This window comes from Vibrio fortis, from assembly GCF_000695685.1.
Taxonomy (GTDB): domain Bacteria; phylum Pseudomonadota; class Gammaproteobacteria; order Enterobacterales; family Vibrionaceae; genus Vibrio; species Vibrio fortis_A.
The window spans coordinates 142,491-161,259 of record NZ_JFFR01000028.1; the positions used below are offsets into that span (position 1 = coordinate 142,491).

Annotated in this window: 19 protein-coding genes and 1 other RNA gene; 16 read left to right on the forward strand and 4 right to left on the reverse strand. The window is 46.9% G+C overall.

Annotation, left to right across the window (positions count from 1 at the left end; genetic code table 11):
- Positions 1–35 precede the first annotated feature (35 nt).
- The 7 genes from rplM (at position 36) to sspB (ending at position 5,031) form a co-directional block, all read left to right on the forward strand.
- Complete coding sequence (rplM, locus tag VFDL14_RS03235; protein ID WP_032553102.1) at positions 36–464, forward strand: 50S ribosomal protein L13; 429 nt, start codon at positions 36–38, stop codon at positions 462–464.
- Between the two features lie 15 nt (positions 465–479).
- Positions 480–872 (forward strand): 30S ribosomal protein S9, encoded by a 393-nt coding sequence (gene rpsI / locus VFDL14_RS03230; protein ID WP_004740758.1) that lies wholly within the window; start codon positions 480–482, stop codon positions 870–872.
- Positions 873–1,203: 331 nt separating this feature from the next.
- On the forward strand, positions 1,204–1,794 hold the full coding sequence (petA, locus tag VFDL14_RS03225; protein ID WP_032553103.1) for a ubiquinol-cytochrome c reductase iron-sulfur subunit: 591 nt from the start codon (positions 1,204–1,206) through the stop codon (positions 1,792–1,794).
- Positions 1,794–3,059 (forward strand): cytochrome b, encoded by a 1,266-nt coding sequence (locus tag VFDL14_RS03220; protein ID WP_032553104.1) that lies wholly within the window; start codon positions 1,794–1,796, stop codon positions 3,057–3,059. The genes petA and VFDL14_RS03220 overlap by 1 nt, the downstream gene beginning before the upstream one ends.
- Positions 3,056–3,793, forward strand: coding sequence for a cytochrome c1 (locus VFDL14_RS03215; protein ID WP_032553105.1), 738 nt, complete (start codon positions 3,056–3,058; stop codon positions 3,791–3,793). Before VFDL14_RS03220 ends, VFDL14_RS03215 begins: the two co-directional genes overlap by 4 nt.
- A 96-nt stretch (positions 3,794–3,889) precedes the next feature.
- The gene (sspA, locus tag VFDL14_RS03210) at positions 3,890–4,525 is read left to right on the forward strand and encodes a stringent starvation protein SspA (protein WP_032553106.1); all 636 of its coding nucleotides are present in this window, start codon (positions 3,890–3,892) and stop codon (positions 4,523–4,525) included.
- 5 nt (positions 4,526–4,530) lie between these two features.
- Positions 4,531–5,031, forward strand: a complete 501-nt coding sequence (gene sspB, locus VFDL14_RS03205) for a ClpXP protease specificity-enhancing factor (protein ID WP_032553107.1) — start codon at positions 4,531–4,533, stop codon at positions 5,029–5,031.
- 84 nt (positions 5,032–5,115) lie between these two features.
- Here sspB and VFDL14_RS03200 read toward each other — a convergent pair whose 3' ends face one another.
- Genes VFDL14_RS03200 through VFDL14_RS03185 form a run of 4 tightly spaced genes read right to left on the reverse strand, consistent with a single transcriptional unit; the run spans position 5,116 to position 8,548 of the window.
- Positions 5,116–5,748, reverse strand: coding sequence for a BON domain-containing protein (locus VFDL14_RS03200; protein ID WP_050487492.1), 633 nt, complete (start codon positions 5,746–5,748; stop codon positions 5,116–5,118).
- A gap of 10 nt (positions 5,749–5,758) precedes the next feature.
- Positions 5,759–6,349, reverse strand: a complete 591-nt coding sequence (locus VFDL14_RS03195; RefSeq protein WP_004729817.1) for a phosphoheptose isomerase — start codon at positions 6,347–6,349, stop codon at positions 5,759–5,761.
- Between the two features lie 2 nt (positions 6,350–6,351).
- Entirely contained in the window at positions 6,352–6,750 is a 399-nt protein-coding gene (locus tag VFDL14_RS03190) for a YraN family protein (protein ID WP_032553108.1), read from the reverse strand.
- Entirely contained in the window at positions 6,737–8,548 is a 1,812-nt protein-coding gene (locus VFDL14_RS03185; RefSeq protein WP_032553109.1) for a penicillin-binding protein activator, read from the reverse strand. The genes VFDL14_RS03190 and VFDL14_RS03185 overlap by 14 nt, the downstream gene beginning before the upstream one ends.
- 62 nt (positions 8,549–8,610) lie before the next feature.
- Here VFDL14_RS03185 and rsmI point away from each other — a divergent pair, with 62 nt between their 5' ends.
- The 9 genes from rsmI (at position 8,611) to murD (ending at position 18,753) form a co-directional block, all read left to right on the forward strand.
- A complete protein-coding gene (gene rsmI, locus VFDL14_RS03180) occupies positions 8,611–9,477 on the forward strand; it encodes a 16S rRNA (cytidine(1402)-2'-O)-methyltransferase (protein ID WP_032553110.1) in 867 nt (288 codons plus the stop codon).
- Between the two features lie 259 nt (positions 9,478–9,736).
- Positions 9,737–10,164: RNase P RNA component class A (rnpB, locus tag VFDL14_RS23720), an RNA gene on the forward strand.
- A gap of 228 nt (positions 10,165–10,392) precedes the next feature.
- Complete coding sequence (gene rsmH, locus VFDL14_RS03175; protein WP_032553111.1) at positions 10,393–11,343, forward strand: 16S rRNA (cytosine(1402)-N(4))-methyltransferase RsmH; 951 nt, start codon at positions 10,393–10,395, stop codon at positions 11,341–11,343.
- 3 nt (positions 11,344–11,346) lie between these two features.
- Positions 11,347–11,664 (forward strand): cell division protein FtsL, encoded by a 318-nt coding sequence (gene ftsL, locus VFDL14_RS03170; protein WP_032553112.1) that lies wholly within the window; start codon positions 11,347–11,349, stop codon positions 11,662–11,664.
- Positions 11,661–13,421, forward strand: a complete 1,761-nt coding sequence (locus VFDL14_RS03165) for a penicillin-binding transpeptidase domain-containing protein (RefSeq protein ID WP_032553113.1) — start codon at positions 11,661–11,663, stop codon at positions 13,419–13,421. Before ftsL ends, VFDL14_RS03165 begins: the two co-directional genes overlap by 4 nt.
- Before the next feature lie 18 nt (positions 13,422–13,439).
- Positions 13,440–14,930: a UDP-N-acetylmuramoyl-L-alanyl-D-glutamate--2,6-diaminopimelate ligase gene (gene murE / locus VFDL14_RS03160; RefSeq protein WP_032553114.1), complete on the forward strand. Its 1,491-nt coding sequence runs from the start codon at positions 13,440–13,442 to the stop codon at positions 14,928–14,930.
- Positions 14,923–16,299, forward strand: coding sequence for a UDP-N-acetylmuramoyl-tripeptide--D-alanyl-D-alanine ligase (gene murF / locus VFDL14_RS03155; protein WP_032553115.1), 1,377 nt, complete (start codon positions 14,923–14,925; stop codon positions 16,297–16,299). Before murE ends, murF begins: the two co-directional genes overlap by 8 nt.
- On the forward strand, positions 16,296–17,378 hold the full coding sequence (mraY, locus tag VFDL14_RS03150; protein ID WP_032553116.1) for a phospho-N-acetylmuramoyl-pentapeptide-transferase: 1,083 nt from the start codon (positions 16,296–16,298) through the stop codon (positions 17,376–17,378). The genes murF and mraY overlap by 4 nt, the downstream gene beginning before the upstream one ends.
- A 58-nt stretch (positions 17,379–17,436) precedes the next feature.
- Positions 17,437–18,753 carry a UDP-N-acetylmuramoyl-L-alanine--D-glutamate ligase gene (gene murD, locus VFDL14_RS03145; protein ID WP_032553117.1) on the forward strand — a complete coding sequence of 439 codons (1,317 nt, stop codon included), beginning with the start codon at positions 17,437–17,439 and terminating at the stop codon, positions 18,751–18,753.
- Positions 18,754–18,769: the final 16 nt, after the last annotated feature.

Genomic DNA, 18,769 nt, shown 5'->3' on the forward strand with positions numbered 1-18,769 from the left:
TTAAGTGTAAATTTTTTTAATAGGTAATTATTAGCATGAAAACTTTCGTTGCTAAACCAGAAACTGTAAAACGCGACTGGTACGTTGTAGACGCTGAAGGTAAAACTCTAGGTCGTCTTGCAAGTGAAATCGCTTCTCGCCTACGCGGTAAGCACAAAGCTGAATACACTCCTCACGTAGACACTGGTGATTACATCATCGTTGTTAACGCTGAGAAAGTTACTGTAACTGGTAACAAGGCTAAGGGTAAGGTTTACTACCGTCACTCTGAGTTCCCTGGTGGTCTTAAGTCTATCACTTTTGAAAAGCTGATCGACCGTAAGCCAGAGATGGCTCTTGAACTAGCTGTTAAAGGTATGCTACCACGTGGTCCTCTAGGCCGCGCTATGTACCGTAAGCTAAAAGTATACGCTGGTGCTGAGCACAACCATGTTGCTCAACAACCACAAGTACTAGACATCTAATTGGGGATTATGAAAATGGCAGAGAATCAATACTACGGCACTGGTCGTCGCAAAAGCTCAGCAGCTCGTGTTTTCATCAAACCAGGTTCTGGTGAGATCGTAATCAACAAGCGTAGCCTTGATGTTTACTTCGGTCGTCCAACTTCTCGCATGGTTGTTAAGCAACCTCTTGAGCTAGTTGAACTAACTGAGAAACTTGACCTATACATCACTGTTTCTGGTGGTGGTATCTCTGGTCAAGCTGGCGCAATCCGCCACGGTATCACTCGCGCTCTTATGGAGTACGATGAAACTCTACGTCCTGCTCTACGTGCAGCTGGCTACGTTACTCGTGACGCTCGTTGCGTTGAACGTAAGAAAGTTGGTCTACGTAAAGCACGTCGTAAACCTCAATTCTCTAAGCGTTAATTTTCCTTTACCGGAAAATACACGCTCCCAGTTTTATTACTGGAATTGTGGTTCAAAGCTCGGCTATATGCCGGGCTTTTTGTTTTTCTACTCCCCGCTAAATGCTTTTCCCCCCTCGTTTTATTTCCAATTTCTTATATTTTGATAGCTTTTGTAACCCAATGTGCGCTTTGCCTCATGATTGTTACAAAAAGGTAGCTTTATCTTGTCAAAAAGTAGGGTTTTATTTATCATTTGCCGTCAATAAATAGAACTAAATACGTATTTTGTTAGCCATGCTCTTTAAGCGGAATAATTTCAATCCAAAAGGAGCAAATGGGAGAATGTTTGGATGAGCAACGCGCCTTTAAATAACGGTCGCAGGCGTTTCCTAACCGCAACAACAGCCGTTGTTGGTGGTTTAGGGGCTGCTGCTGTAGCCGTGCCTTTTATTAAATCATGGAATCCGAGTGCCAAAGCGAAAGCTGCGGGCGCGCCGGTGGAAGTGGAAGTCAGTAAATTAGAAGCTGGCCAAATGGTTCGTGTCGAATGGCAAGGTAAACCTGTATGGGTTGTACGCCGTGCTGAATCGGTACTAGAAAACTTGAAAACCATTGGTGGTCAACTTCGAGATCCTCAATCGGAAGCTGAACAACAACCTGAATACGCTCAAAATGAGTTCCGCTCAATTAAGCCGGAATTCTTTGTTGCGGTTGGTTTCTGTACTCACCTAGGTTGTTCTCCAACTTACCTACCTGATTCTTTCGCAGAACAAGTACAAGGTGTTAAGTCTGGTTTCTTCTGTCCATGTCATGGTTCGAAATTTGATATGGCTGGTCGAGTATTCCAAGGCGTACCTGCACCGCTAAACCTTGTTGTGCCAAAGCATATGTATTTAAGTGACACCAAGATCCTGATCGGTATTGACGAGGGAGATGCATAATGCAAGGACTACTAGATTGGGTAGAGAAACGTATACCCGCGATGAATGCTTATAAAAAGCACTTATCTGAATACCCAATGCCTAAGAACTTTAACTTTTGGTACCTTTTTGGTTCTTTAGCAATGTTAGTTTTGGTTAACCAAATCCTTACAGGTATTTGGCTAACAATGAACTACGTACCATCTGGTGAAGGTGCGTTCGCATCTGTTGAATACATCATGCGTGATGTGGAATACGGCTGGCTACTGCGTTATATGCACTCAACGGGCGCATCTGCGTTCTTCGTTGTTGTTTACCTGCATATGTTCCGTGGTCTGATTTACGGTTCTTACCAAAAGCCTCGTGAGCTACTTTGGATCTTCGGTATGTTGATCTTCCTAGTGCTAATGGCTGAAGCCTTCATGGGTTACCTACTACCATGGGGTCAAATGTCATACTGGGGTGCTCAGGTAATCATTTCTCTGTTTGGTGCGATTCCAGTTATCGGTGATGACCTAACGCTTTGGATCCGTGGTGACTACATCATCTCTGGTGCAACGCTTAACCGTTTCTTCGCGCTACACGTTATTGCTCTGCCAATCGTACTTCTGCTGCTTATCGTTCTTCACGTTCTAGCACTGCACGAAGTAGGTTCGAACAACCCAGACGGTATCGAGACTAAGCTTCCAAAAGGCACAATGGGCGACGACTACAAAACTCAGTTCCCATTCCACAAGGATTACACTAAGAAATACGACATCATTGACTCTATTCCTTTCCACCCATACGGGACTGTGAAAGATATGGTTGGTGTTGCTGGCTTCTTGTTCTTCTTCTGTTACGTGCTGTTCTTCAACCCAGAAATGGGTGGATTCTTCCTTGAGCCGCCTAACTTTGAAGCTGCGAACCCGCTGAAGACTCCTGAGCACATTGCTCCGGTATGGTACTTCACACCGTTCTACGCAATCCTACGTGCGGTTCCTGATAAGCTGCTAGGTGTTGTAGCAATGGGCGCATCTATTGTTGTGCTATTCCTACTGCCATGGTTCGACCGTTGTAAAGTACGTTCGTACCGTTACCGTAGCAAACTGCATTTGATTAACATCATCCAATTCACAATAAGCTTTATTGCGCTTGGTATTCTTGGTGCGCTTCCAGCAACACCAACGTACACAATACTTGCACAAGTATTTAGCTTAGGTTACTTCATGTTCTTCGTACTACTGTGGTTCTACAGTAAGAATGAAGCGACGAAACCATTACCAGAAAGGGTGACATTCAAATGAAAAAATGGATTGTAATTTTATTTGCTATGTTGCCGTCATTAGCTATGGCAGCGGGCGCAAATGTTCCGCTAGACAAAGCGAACAATGACTTAACGGACCAAGCTTCACTGCAAAACGGTGCTAAGCTATTTATGAACTACTGTTTTGGCTGTCACTCTACGCAGTACCAGCGTTACGAGCGAGTTGCTAACGACCTTGAGATCCCTGTGGATCTAATGAAAGAGAACCTAGTCTTCGATCCTGAAGCGAAGATTGGTGACCTGATGGTTAACGCAATGCCTGCGAAGCAAGCGGCAAACTGGTTCGGTGCTCCGCCACCGGATCTAACACTGGTTGCTCGTGTTCGTGGCGCAGACTGGCTATACACTTACCTTCGTACTTTCTACGAAGACCCATCTCGTCCATTTGGCGTAAACAACATTGTTTTCCCAAGTGTTGGTATGCCGCATGTGCTTGAAGAGCTACAAGGTATCCCAACGCCAATCTACGAAACTCACATCGTAGATGGTGAAGAGGTAGAAGTAGTTGTAGGTACTGAAACTGACGGTTCTGGTGAACTAAGTTCAGGCGAGTACGACGAAGCTGTACGTGATTTGGTTAATTTCCTAGTTTACTCTGGTGACCCAGTTCAACTTGAGCGTCACGCTCTAGGTTGGTGGGTAATGGCCTTCTTAGTATTGTTCACTATCGTTGTGATTCTACTGAAGAAAGAGTATTGGCGTGATGTGCACTAATTGTGCTATAATACCGTGCTAATTCCCAAATTATGTTAATGTACAATGGAGGCTTAGGCCTCCATTGTTTTTATTTAAAGTGTACTGGAGGGCTCCATGGCTGTAGCTGCCAATAAACGTTCTGTGATGACTCTTTTCTCAAGTGCTTCTGATATGTATAGCCATCAGGTGCGCATTGTTCTTGCTGAAAAAGGCGTAAGTGTTGAAGTTGAGTTGGTTGATGAAAATAATCTTCCAGCAGAGCTTGTTGAACTGAACCCGTACAAATCAGTACCCACTCTAGTTGATCGCGAGTTGGCTCTATACGACTCAAAAATCATCATGGAATACCTAGATGAGCGTTTCCCTCATCCACCATTGATGCCTGTTTACCCTGTTGCTCGTGGTAACAGCCGTCTAATGATGTACCGTATCGAACGTAACTGGTACTCAGTTGCTGAGAAGATTGTAAAAGGTAATGCAGAAGAGTCTGAAGCAGCACGTACTAAACTGCGTAACGACCTACTAACTCTGGCTCCTATCTTCGCAGAGTACGAATACTTCATGAGCGAAGAATTCAGCCTAATCGATTGTTACCTTGCTCCGCTACTATGGCGTCTTCCTGAGCTAGGTATCGAGCTAATTGGCCCAGGTTCTAAAGAACTGAAAGTTTACATGAACCGTGTATTTGAGCGTGATTCATTCCTAGCTTCTCTAACAGAAGCTGAGCGCGAGATGCGACTGGCTCGTTAATCGTTATGGATATCTCAACGATGACGCCACGCCGTCCATATATGCTTCGTGCATTCTATGATTGGCTGGTTGATAACGAACTGACACCACACCTTGTTGTTGAAGCAACACTGCCGGGTGTTCGTGTACCAGAAGAGTTTATTCAAGATGGTCAGATCATCCTGAATATTGCTCCTCGTGCGGTAGGCAACCTTGAGCTTGGCAACGAAGCGGTTACATTCAGTGCACGCTTCAGTGGACGTCCTCACTCTGTGATCGTACCGCTTTATGCTGTTCAAGCGATCTACGCTCGTGAAAATGGCGCTGGTACCATGTTCGAGCCTGAAGAGGCTTACATGGATGTGCTTGAAGAAGGCATTGAAGAGGGGCCATTTGAAGCTCCGGAACAAGGTCCTTCACTGAGTGTTGCAACGGCAGAGGTTGAAGTTGATGCGGAAGATTCAGACCCTGAGCCTGAACCACCGCGCCCAACTAAAGGCCGACCAAGCCTTCGAGTTATCAAGTAACCGAACGACATTAAAAAAGCAGCGATGATTCGCTGCTTTTTTTTATAACTCGATTTTTGATGGAGTCTACATACTTGGATGAAGTTAGTTAACGACAGTTTCTGCTTCAGTTTCAGCGGCCGCTTCAGCCTTCACCGTTACCTCATCACCATATTCGAATGCTCGAATGACTTGTTTGACCCCTGAGATATTACGAGCTACATCGGTTGCAATATCAGCATGCTCACGAGTCACAAGGCCGAGTAGGAACACTTCACCATCTTCGGTGATAACTTTAACCTTGATGCCATTTAGATCGGCATTGGCCAGTAGAGCAGATTTTACCTTGGTCGTGATCCAACTATCTTTGCTGATCTCACTCACGCTCAATGGTGGCTTAACGCGTACTTGGTTGTGGACATTGTTCACACCAGCTACTTTTCTCGCTTCACTCTCAAATGAGCGGCGCTCTGCCTCTGTTGATGCTTGCCCCATCAGTACCACTGTGCCACGGTAAGAGCTGGCAGTGATTCGAACGTTACCGCGATATGGAGCCTTGTTAGTGATGGCTGCAACTTCGAACTCGATATTGTTGTCATTCCAAATCTCTTTGGTAGTACGAGTGTCGGTGACTAGGTTTGCTGTCGTTGCTGCGCCGGCAATGAACAGCCCAGCACATCCAGACAATGATAGCGTCAGCAGCGAAACGCTGAGCAACTTAACAATAGAAAACTTCATGTTACTCCAATTACTCCTCGTGAGCTGGGAATAGAACTTGGTCAATGAGATCGCACAAGCAATGCAGTGTGACCATATGAACTTCATGGATACGAGCGGTGCGATGTGATGGGATGCGAATCTCTACATCGTGTTCGCCTAGAAGACCCGCCATCTCACCACCGTCTTTACCGGTAAAAGCGATGATGGTCATATCACGGGTTACTGCCGCTTCCATCGCCTTGATGATATTTTTGCTGTTACCACTGGTCGAAATAGCAAGAAGGATATCGCCTGTTTGACCAAAAGCACGTACCTGTTTTGAGAAGATCTCTTCGTAGTGGTAGTCGTTTGCAACCGCAGTTAGCGTAGTGTTGTCGGCGGTTAGCGCCATTGCAGGCAGGCTAGGGCGCTCGGTTTCAAAGCGGTTAAGTAGGCAAGAGACAAACTGCTGTGCGTTCGAAGCCGAGCCACCGTTACCACAACATAAAATCTTATTACCATTAAGCAAGGTTGCAACCATGGCTTGAGCGGCATGGGTAATAGCATCTGGCAGGGCTTCTGCTGCCGCGATTTGGATCTGAATACTTTCTGTAAAACTTTCTTTGATGCTATCTAGCATGTTTATCCTTGGGTAATTGCATTTTCTATCCAGTTGATTTGTTCACTTGGCCCTTCAATAGCCACAACATCAAACCGGAAGTTAGTCGAGTGTACCGACATGCCTTGCTTCATCAGCCATAGATTGGCGGTGTTGATCAGCTTTTTCGCCTTAGTGGCGGTGACCATTTCTGCTGCATGCCCATAACGTGTCTGTTTTCGGTATTTGACCTCAACAAACACAATAGTCTGGTTGTGGTGCATTATAAGATCAATTTCACCACATTTTGCTACGAAGTTTTGCTCTATTAAAGAGAGTCCGTGGCCTTCGAGGTGCTCTTTGGCCACGCGTTCGTATCTATCGCCCACTTGTCTGTGGGCGTTGAGTTTTTGGATTAGTTTGGTGCGACTAAAGAGCCCCATGCTCAGCCCAGCTGATTTGACGCTGTACCACACAGTTATTGTCAATGGTCAGTACACCGGTTTCACCAGAAATACTGTGTCCTTCAACGGCTTTCATCTGTGGTAGCGCGTCCATTAGGTAGTAAGCATCCATACCTAATGCTTGTAGACGCTTTTGACCATTAGAGTGCGAAGGCCAAAGCTCATTCAGCTGTCTGTTTAGCTCGCCTTTGCTTTCAACAAGCAGAGGAATGTCGCTGTAGAAAACGCCGGTTAAGTCTTCATACTGCTTGTCACCACTGTTACTGCGAGAATTCGAGAATAACGCAGGCTGCTTCGCATCTGGGTTAATAGCAACCTCAATGAAAGGTTTGATCAGCGTGAGTTCAGAGTTCTTCGCCACAATGTATACTGCGTCGACGTCGCGACGGCTGCGTGGTTCCGTTTCTAATGGCAAGTCGATCAGGTTATCCATTTGAGCAATGCGTTGTTGGCTCTCTTGCAGACCAAATATCTGATTAACATTACGTTGTAGTTGGCGTTTATCAGCGAAGAAAGAGGTCGCGACCTCGTTGCTGCTGTATTTCGACCACTCTTCTTTGAAGGCTTCTTGTACGCGATCACCCAGTCGGCCTTTCGGCGCCAAGATAAGTGGGTATTTGTAACCTTGCGTGAAGAGATGTTTAGCAGCTTGTGCGACTTCTTGCTCTGGTGATAGCGCAAGGTAACAAAGCTTAGTATCTGCCTCTAGTTGTTCGGGAATGTTCAGTGCAAGAGCTGGAATGGCATCTTCGTGACCTTTCTGAGCTTCCTGCAGCTTAGTAATATTGCTCTTAATCAGTGGGCCGACGATAAAGTCGACTTTGTTATCAACCAGTGTCTGTTTGATCTCTTCTGCGCTTTGCGTGTTGGTATCTAAAACTGTTAGCGTTGCGTCTTCTTCACGCTCTTTATCGTTCATCATCGCAAAGATGAAACCATCACGAACCAACTGTGCCTGTTTGCTGTACTTACCAGTCAAAGGCAGTAGCAGGGCAGTGCTGGTTGGTTTACTGATCTCTAGCGCTAAGATGTCAGTGATCGCTTGCGGTGTATACTTCGCTGCTGGGTGATACGGGTTATCCGCCAACCAATCTTGCAGTGTGCTTTGCAGCTCAGGCAGATTACCGTTAAGAGTTTTCAGGTAGATAGAAAGCTGTAACCAACCAGCCAAGACGTCTTCGTCTGGCGCCGTCTTCAACGCTAGCACTTCATATTGCGAGTAGCTACTGAGGTTTTGCCAGATACGGTCAGCGATCAACTGTTGGTCTTGGTTGTCATCAAACTCTTCAAGCTTGGTGAGCTCACGACTCGCTTCAAAATATTGATTCAATACCTCAAGAATATCAGCGCGCAGGTTGTGGTAGTCTTTCCACTGCTCATTAGGCAGCTTCCACCACGGTTGGAAATTAAGTTGTTGGTACGCTTGCTCAGTCTGTTGATTGTTGAACAGCAGTTGTGCACGCGCCAATTGCCACTCAGCCTGTTGGGTTTCTGTGAGTGGTTGTTTTGCTAAGCGTTTGATCAGCAATGTCGCTTGATCGGTTTTGCCCGCTTGCACCGACGATTTAAGTGCCATGATCAGCCAGTCATTTTGCAGACTGCCTTGGCTGCTGTCGGCTTGCATCATATAACTTTCTGTCGATTGTGTCGGATCAAGTGTAATATCAACACGCGTCGGGGCTTGTGGCGTAGAAGAACAAGCCGCCAATGAAATTGCTAATGCAATTGGAGTTAGTAAGCGTGGTACACTGAGTCTCTTATGGTTCATTGTTGCCATGAGTTCTTTTTAATTCCGTATAAATTTGTATCTATATTAATCGTTGAAGTGATGGTAAACAAATGACAGATAACAAAACCTTGCTCACAGAGAGCCCAACTCTCTATATTGTGCCGACTCCTATCGGAAATTTGGGAGACATCACTCAAAGAGCAATTGAAGTATTATCAAGCGTCGATGTTATTGCAGCGGAAGACACACGTCACACGGGTAAGCTGCTTGCTCACTTCAATATATCCACCAGAACGTTCGCCTTACATGACCATAATGAGCAAACTAAGGCGCAAGTTCTAGTAGAAAAATTATTAGAGGGTCAGTCTATCGCATTAGTCTCAGATGCTGGAACCCCTTTAATCAGTGATCCAGGTTACCACCTTGTATCACAATGTCGTCAGGCTGGTGTGAGAGTTGTACCACTTCCAGGTGCATGTGCTGTCATCACCGCGTTAAGTGCGTCGGGCCTGCCGTCGGATCGCTTCAGTTTTGAAGGCTTCTTACCACCTAAGAGTAAAGGTCGTAAAGATAAGTTCCTTGAGATTGCGAAAGCGGAACGTACTTGTATTTTCTACGAGTCACCACACCGTATCTCAGATTCTCTACAGGATATGCTAGATATCTTAGGCCCTGAGCGTGAAGTCGTTCTAGCGCGTGAGCTAACGAAGACCTTCGAAACCATTCAAGGTATGCCATTGGGCGAGCTGATTGAGTGGATTGAGGAAGATGCTAACCGTAAGCGCGGCGAAATGGTGCTATTGATTCACGGCCACCGCGAAGAAGCAACAACCGACTTACCGGACGAAGCAATGCGTACTCTGGCTATTCTGACTAAAGAGCTACCACTCAAGAAAGCGGCGGCAATGGCTGCTGAGATCTACAACCTGAAGAAAAACGCACTCTACAAATGGGGCCTAGAGCACCTAGATAACTAATACTTGTTTAGTTACACAATTCAGATACAGATAAACGAGCGATTAAACTATTCTTTTTTATCTGTATCTCTATTAGTTTTTTAACTCTTTTCTCATCTCGAACCTCACTACTCTTATCTTCTTTTAGATCTTTTCGAATCTCGCATCCCGCCACTCGCATCCGCTCTTTCGCTCAATTCCCCACCAGTTAACACCCTGATTGCATCATATTTGTGATCACGCTAGACACGTCTCTTTAATCTCTATACAATCCGCCCTCGGAGTTGACTGGGTAGTCGCTGCTTTGTTGATGTCCTTCGGGAGACTGACGCTGAAGTCCTTTGGGAGACTGGCGTTGACGTCCTTCGGGAGACTGACAAAGGGGAGGAAAGTCCGGGCTCCATAGAGCAGGGTGCCAGGTAACGCCTGGGGGGCGCAAGCCCACGACAAGTGCAGCAGAGAGAAGACCGCCGATGGCCTTAGGGCACAGGTAAGGGTGAAAGGGTGCGGTAAGAGCGCACCGGACGGCTAGCAATAGTCCGTTGCAGGGTAAACTCCACCCGGAGCAAGACCAAATAGGCCTCCACATTGCGTTGCTCGCGTAAGGAGGCGGGTAGGTTGCTTGAGCCAGTGAGCGATTGCTGGCCTAGACGAATGGCTACTACCGCGCAAGCGGAACAGAACCCGGCTTATATGTCGACTCCACCTATTCCAAGAACCCATCATTACTTAACAGTAGTGATGGGTTTTTTGCTTTATATTGACGTAAATTATTTAGATTTCCTTAAAATCCGCTTTTCTTGTAAAGACTTGGGTTAAAAATCCCAACTTGCTACACACAATGTAGTGGAGATAACGTGCGAAATCAGTACACTAAAACGTTAACAGAATCATTTGTAGCCGAACTAAAGGCTTAATCCACTCACTGAGAAGACTATGACAGAAGCGTTCAAACATATTTCAGTATTGCTTAACGAATCAATTGACGGACTGGCGATCAAACCTGATGGTACCTACATTGACGGTACTTTTGGCCGTGGTGGTCACAGCCGTACAATCCTGTCTAAACTGGGCGAGAATGGACGACTATTTAGTATCGACCGCGATCCACAAGCGATCGCTGAAGCACAAAAAATTGATGATCCTCGTTTTACTATCATCCACGGCCCATTCTCTGGCATGGCGGAATACGCTGAGCGCTATGACCTAGTGGGTAAAGTAGATGGTGTTCTTCTCGATTTAGGTGTGTCTTCACCACAATTGGATGACGCTGAGCGCGGCTTTAGCTTTATGAAAGACGGCCCGTTGGATATGCGAATGGACCCAACTTCAGGTATGCCTGTTTCACAGTGGCTAATGGACGCAGAGCTAGATGACATCACTTGGGTTATCCGTGAGTTTGGTGAAGACAAGCATGCGCGCCGTATCGCGAAAGGCATCGTGGCTTACCGTGAGAACGAAGAGAACGAACCACTGACGCGTACCGGACAACTAGCCAAGCTTATCTCGGACGTAGCACCAAAGAGCTTCAAAGAGAAAAAGCACCCAGCAACACGCGCATTCCAGGCATTTCGTATCTACATCAATAGTGAGCTGGATGAAATCGCGACTGCGCTAAAAGGTGCAACCAGCATTCTTGCTCCGCAAGGTCGTCTGTCAGTCATCAGCTTCCACTCTCTAGAAGATCGCATGGTAAAACGTTTTATCCGTAAAGAGAGCCAGGGCCCTCAAGTACCACACGGTCTGCCTCTGACTGAAGAGCAAATTAAAGCACTAGGCAGTGCAGTTCTTAAACCTGTGGGTAAAGCGATTAAGCCTTCAAAGAGTGAAGTGGATGAAAACACGCGTTCGCGTAGCTCAGTACTTCGTCTAGCCGAAAAGCTGTAATTAATGAAGACCGCCAAGCCAAACTTAGCCAAGATTATCTTCTTTGATCTGATTTCAGTGGGTCGTGTCCCAATGTTATTGCTCATTGCTATCTTCGCTAGCGCGATGGGGGTCGTTCTTACTACACACATGTCTCGCCAAGCTATTACTCAGAAAGATATGGCTTTGGTGGAGCGTGAGCAGTTGGATGATGAGTGGCGAAATCTGATGCTCGAAGAGACTGCGCTTGCCGAACACAGCCGAGTTCAAGCTTCTGCAATTAAAGAGCTTGATATGAAGCGTCCAGACTCAGACAAAGAAGTTGTGATCTCACTGAAATGACCGCTAAAAAGGAAAAAGCATCTGCGAAGAAAGCCGAAGCAGCCGCTTCCAAGGCAACCGCAGTGAATGGAAAGGGCTCTGATCCTATCTTGATCAAATGGCGCTTTAACTTAGTTATTGCGTTTGTCTTCCTCGCATTTGCAGCACTGGTCTCACGTGTTGCTTACATTCAAATCATCGAACCTGATAACTTGATTCGCCAAGGTGACTTGCGTTCGGTTCGCGTCAAAGAGATCCCTTCTGCGCGCGGTATTATTTCTGATCGAAACGATGAACCCCTTGCTGTCAGTGTCCCTGTTGAGGCGGTCTGGGCCGATCCGAAAACCATTTTTGATAAAGATGGCCTCGCGCAGATTGATCGTTGGTATGCCCTTGCGGATGTATTGGGGCTAGAGCGTCAATCGATGATCGATAAGATCTCAGCCAATAAAAAGCGTCGTTTTATCTACCTCCAAAGGCAAGTGAGTCCAGCGATGGCGAAGTACATTCGCGATCTCAAGCTGGTGGGCGTTGGCCTTAAAGCGGAATCTCGTCGTTACTACCCTGCGGGCGAAATCAGCGCGCACCTTATCGGTGTAACGGGTATTGATGGTCACGGTTTAGAAGGCGTTGAGCGCAGTTACGACCAGTGGTTAACCGGTGAAGCGGGTAAGCGCACGATTCGTAAAGACCGTTATGGGCGCGTAGTTGAAAATATTGCCTTAGAAGAGCGTGAGCAAGGTAAACCACTCACCTTGACCATAGACCAACGTTTACAAGCGATTGCCTATCGTGAAATCAAGCAAGCGGTAGCGGATCACCGAGCAACCTCTGGTTCGGCGATTCTTCTTGATGTCAAAACGGGTGCAGTGTTAGCCATGGTTAATGCGCCATCGTATAACCCTAACAACCGTGCCGACCTGCAAAGCTTTAAGATGCGTAACCGAGTACTGACGGATGCGATGGAGCCCGGCTCTACCGTTAAGCCGTTTGTTGTATTGGCAGCGCTAGAGAACGGTGCTGCGACTCCAGACACAGTGATCAACACCGGGAATGGCATCATGCAAATCGGTGGTAGCCGTGTGCGTGATACCTCCAAAGTCGGCAAGGCCGACCTAGCCATGATCCTCAAGAAATCGAGTAATATCGGTGTTGCGAAGCTGGCATTGGATATGCCGCTCGAAGCGCTACTTGGCCTTTACAGTTCAGTTGGTCTTGGCGAAATGTCAGGTTTGAATCTGGTGGGTGAGACAACCGGTATCTTCCCGAATCGACGCCGTTGGTCAAAGTTTGAAATTGCCACCCTATCTTTTGGTTACGGCCTATCTGTCACCCCAATTCAATTGGCTCATGCTTACGCAACACTGGCGAATAAAGGTGTATACGAGCCGATCCATATCATTGAAAACAACGAGCAAGATTTTTCTAAGCAGATCATTGATAGAGACAATGCGCAACTTGTTTTAGAGATGCTTGAAGGGGTAACCCAAAAAGGCGGCACAGCAACGCGCGCGGCGGTACCGGGTTATCGCGTCGCGGCAAAAACAGGTACGTCTCGTAAAGCGGAAGCAGGTGGTTATAGCGATGAGTATATTGCAATTACCGCAGGCGTAGCACCTGTAAGCGACCCTCGCGTATCACTGGTTGTAGTGGTGAATGAGCCGCAAGGCGATCTCTACTACGGTGGTTCTGTTGCTGCACCCGTATTTTCAGAAATCATGAAGGGTGCACTGCAGATTCTTAATGTGCCAGCTGATGAAAACAAGTTTCAAGAATAGAGCGAATCAGGATTCGATATGAGTAATAGCCTAACACTGTCTAACTTACTGAACCCTTGGGGGGCATTTGACTGTGCTGAACTGGCGGAAGTCGAGGTCACGCACCTTGAGTTAGATAGCCGAGCGGTAACTTCGGGAGACATTTTCGTTGCTGTTATTGGCCATGCTGTTGATGGGCGCCGTTTTATCGATAAAGCCATCGAGTTGGGTGCCAGCGCTGTCATTGCTCAAGCGTGCGAAGAGCATGTTCATGGCAGTGTTGAGTTACGCAATGGCATCGCTATCGCTTATGTCCAAGATCTGAATCAAGAGCTCTCTGCTCTGGCTGGTCGTATCTATCAATCAGATGCGACTCAGCTGATTGGCGTGACAGGAACTAATGGCAAAACCACGATTACTCAACTTATCGCTCAGTGGCTTGATTTAGTAGGTCAGCGCTCTGGTGTTATGGGCACGACAGGGAATGGTTTTCTTGACGACCTGCAAACCGCAAAAAATACCACGGGTAGTGCGATTGAAATTCAACGTACTTTGAGTGAATTATCGGCTCAAAATGCGGCCTATGCTGCAATGGAAATCTCATCACACGGCTTGGTTCAAGGCCGTGTTAAAGCACTCAAATTTGCAGCCGGTGTTTTTACCAACCTGAGTCGAGATCACCTTGACTATCATGGCACAATGGAAGAGTACGCGTTAGCCAAACAGAGTCTGTTTACCAAGCATCACTGCCAGCACGCCATCATTAATGCCGATGATCCAGTGGGTTTGGCGTGGTTATCTGAGTTACCCGATGCCGTTGCAGTGTCGCTTAATCCTATGACTGATCGTGCCAATGCAGTGTGGGCCTCAGACGTGGCTTATGCCGAAACTGGCATCCGTATGGATTTCGATGGTGCGTGGGGCACGGGGTCACTGCAGGTACCTTTGATCGGTCAATTCAATGCCTCTAATGTTTTGGTCGCGTTCGCAACACTGCTTGCTTTAGGTATTGATAAACAACAATTGGTTGATAGTGCACCAAAGCTACAGCCAGTGATCGGCCGTATGGAACTATTTCAAGCGCCACAAAAAGCCAAAGTCGTCGTCGACTATGCTCACACTCCAGATGCACTTGAAAAAGCATTAGCTGCACTGCGCGTGCATTGCTCTGGCAACTTATGGGCTATTTTCGGTTGCGGCGGTGATAGAGATAAAGGCAAGCGTCCAATGATGGCGGAGACGGCGGAACAGTTCGCCGACAAGATCATTATCTCTGATGATAATCCTCGTAGCGAAGACCCGGCGGAAATCGTCAAAGATATGCTGGTGGGGCTTAAGCAGCCTCAAGCCGCATACGTTGAGCATGACCGCTATCAAGCGGTGAAGTTTGCCCTTGAGCAAGCTGGTAACAATGACATTATCCTACTGGCAGGTAAGGGCCATGAGGATTACCAAGTATTAAAAGATGAAACTGTGCACTACTCTGATCGAGAGTCAGCACTGCAATTATTAGGTATTCACAATGATTGATGTATCACTAGAACAGGTCTGTCAGGCCGTTAATGGTGAACTAATTGAATCAACGGAAGCGGGGAAAGCGACCATGATTCATTCGGTATCTACAGATACACGTACCGTTCAAAGTGGTGCTCTGTTCGTGGCTTTGGTTGGCGAGCGATTTGATGCGCATAACTTTTGCCATCAAGCGGTCGAAGCACAAGCCAGCGCGTTGTTAGTCGAACGAAAACTTGACCTAAATATTACTCAAGTGGTTGTTGAGGATACTAAACTTGCGTTGGGTCAGTTGAGTGCATGGGTACATGCTCAATGTGAAGTGCCAACCATGGCTATCACAGGTAGCTGTGGCAAAACTACAGTGAAAGAGATGGTCGCTAGCATTCTACAACAGCGCGGAAAAGTACTGTTTACCGCGGGCAACTTCAATAATGATATTGGGGTACCTCTGACGTTACTGCGCAGTGAACCAAGTGATGATTTCGCTGTGATTGAGCTTGGTGCTAACCACATCGGAGAGATTGCTTACACGACACAACTGGTGAAGCCGCAAGTAGCGGTGGTAAATAATGTTGCTGCAGCGCATCTTGAAGGCTTTGGTTCAATGGATGGTGTTAAGCAAGCCAAGGGTGAAATTTACCAAGGCCTCTCTGCTGGTGATACCGCCATCGTCAACTTAGAGAGTAATGGTGGTGCATATTGGGAAAAAGTCTTGGCAGATAAGTCGGTGCTTACGTTCTCAGATGTAAACTCTGAGGCCGATTACTTTGCCGACGAAGTTGAGCTTAATGAGCAAGGCGAAGCCTGTTTCACAATGCACACCCCGCAAGGGGATATCGCTATTGAGCTGGGTATCATTGGTCAACACAATGTGGCAAATGCGCTTTCTGCAGCTGCATTAAGTATCCAGTTCGGTGCGAGTTTGAATGACATCCAGATTGGTTTAAAAAACTTAAACTCAGTCAAGGGCCGTGTTGAGGTTCAACAGCTGAGTGAACAAATTAAACTAATTGACGACAGTTACAACGCCAGCGTGCCTGCGATGAAGGCTGCGGCAAAACTGTTGTCTAGCTTTAAAGGGCAGCGTTGGCTGATTTTAGGCAATATGGCTGAATTAGGCGATGAAAGCCTTGCACTTCACCGTCAAGTCGGTGAATATGCTGCCCCATTCGCTTTTGAGCATGTACTCACTTACGGTGATGATACAAAGGTGATCAGTGAGGTCTGCAACGGCATTCACTTCGCCACGCATCAAGCGATGATCGCACATATAGAGCAGCAGTTAAGCTTGCCAAATAATGCGTCGCACACACTGTTAGTTAAAGGCGCAAACAGTGCAGGAATGAGTAAAATTGCCGCTGCTTTAAAGGAGAACTTTTCATGATTATTTGGCTTGCAGAGCTGCTACAGCCACACTTTTCGTTTTTTCGTTTGTTTGAATATCTTTCGTTTCGAGCAATCGCGAGTATTTTAACGGCTCTATGCTTGTCACTGTGGATGGGACCTCGCTTAATCGAGCGTCTGCAAATGCTGCAAATCGGTCAAGTTGTTCGTAATGATGGCCCTGAATCTCACTTCAGCAAACGTGGTACACCAACCATGGGTGGTGTGATGATCTTGGCTGCGATCATCATTACTGTTCTGTTGTGGGCAGATCTTTCTAACCCTTATGTATGGGCTGTGATGGCAGTACTTGGCGGTTATGGTGCGGTCGGTTTTGTTGATGACTATCGTAAAGTTGTCCGTAAGAACACCGATGGCCTAATTGCTCGCTGGAAGTACTTCTGGCAATCAGCGATTGCGCTGGTTGTAGCGTTTGCACTGTATGCACACGGTCAAGACACGGCAGCGACTCAGCTTGTTGTACCTTTCTTCAAAGATGTGATGCCACAGCTTGGCTTACTCTACATTGTGTTGACGTACTTTGTTATCGTGGGTACCAGTAATGCGGTTAACCTAACAGATGGTCTAGACGGTCTTGCTATCATGCCAACGGTGATGGTAGCAGCAGGCTTTGCGGTTATTGCATGGGCGACGGGTAACGTTAACTTTGCTGAATACCTACATATTCCATATATCCCGTTTACGTCTGAGCTGGTTGTTGTATGTACCGCTATTGTCGGTGCTGGCCTTGGTTTCCTATGGTTTAACACCTACCCAGCGCAAGTATTCATGGGCGATGTCGGCTCTCTAGCACTCGGTGGTGCTTTAGGTACTATCGCGGTATTGGTTCGCCAGGAGTTGGTACTGGTTATTATGGGCGGTGTATTTGTAATGGAGACGCTATCAGTAATCTTACAGGTCGGCTCTTACAAACTGCGCGGTCAGCGTATTTTCCGTATGGCACCAATTCACCACCACTACGAGCTGAAAGGCTGGCCAGAGCCACGTGTAATCGTGCGTTTTTGGATCATCTCAATGGTTCTTGTTTTGATTGGTCTAGCGACACTAAAAGTTCGTTAATTCCACTTTAAGCCTCGTTAATAAGGGGCTTTATCCACATTAAGAGCGTCTTGTTTAAATGGAACCTTGGCAAAATATTCAAAATGTAGTGGTTGTAGGGCTCGGTATTACCGGGCTCTCTGTCGTTAAACATCTTGTAAAATATCAGCCTCACTGCACGGTGAGAGTGATCGACACTCGCGATAATCCACCGGGCAAAGAGTCACTGCCTGACGGTGTTGCTCTGCAATCTGGGAGCTGGCAAAACGAGTGGTTAGCACAAGCCGACCTTGTGGTGGCAAACCCAGGTATCGCACTGGCAACACCAGAGATTCAAACTGTATTGGCTCGCGGCGGTGCTGTTGTGGGTGATATTGAATTGTTCGCTTGGGCGGTTGAGAAGCCTGTCGTGGCAATCACGGGCTCTAACGGTAAGAGCACTGTGACAGACCTTACGGGTGTGCTTGCCAAAGCTGCTGGTCTTAAGGTGGGCGTTGGTGGCAACATCGGTGTTCCTGCATTGGATCTACTTGAACAAGATGCCGACCTCTACGTCTTAGAATTGTCGAGCTTCCAGTTAGAGACCACATCAAGTCTTAAATTAGCGGCAGCCGCATTCTTGAACCTCTCTGAAGATCACATGGATCGTTATCAAGGCATGTCCGACTACTGTGATGCTAAGCGCCGTATTTTCAAACATGCTCAATACGCTCTAGTAAACCGTGATGATCGCGAAACCTATCCGCTCGATTCACAACCGGTCGTAAGCTTCGGCTTTGATAACCAAGAGTTCGGCGTTGATGTGATTAATGGCGAAGAGTGGCTCATTGATCATGGTGTGCCGGTTATTCGTAGCCAAGACCTTACTCTGGTTGGTCGACACAATGTATCAAATGCCTTGGTTTCTTTAGCACTACTTAAACTGGCAAACATCGACTACACCAACAGTCTTGATGCATTGAAAGCATATAACGGCCTGACTCATCGTTGCCAAGTCGTCGCAGACAAGCGCGACGTGAAGTGGGTTAATGATTCTAAGGCGACCAACGTTGCCAGCACGTTAGCGGCTTTGTCTGGTCTAGAGTGCGCAGGAACACTTTATTTGTTAGTCGGTGGTGTGGGTAAAGGGGCAGACTTCAGTGAGCTTGCACCGGTACTCAACAATATCGCACGCGTTAAACTGTGCTGTTTTGGTGAAGATGCTGACCAGTTTATGCCTCTGCATTCATCGGCACAAAAGTTTGACACTATGCAGCAGATTATCGAAACCGTTTCACCAAAGCTGGTAGCTGGAGATATGGTGATGTTGTCGCCTGCGTGTGCAAGCTTCGATCAGTTTAGTAATTTCATGGCAAGGGGTGATGCATTCACCGAGCTTGCTCAAAAGTACGCTTAATCGTTAAAGGACTGGA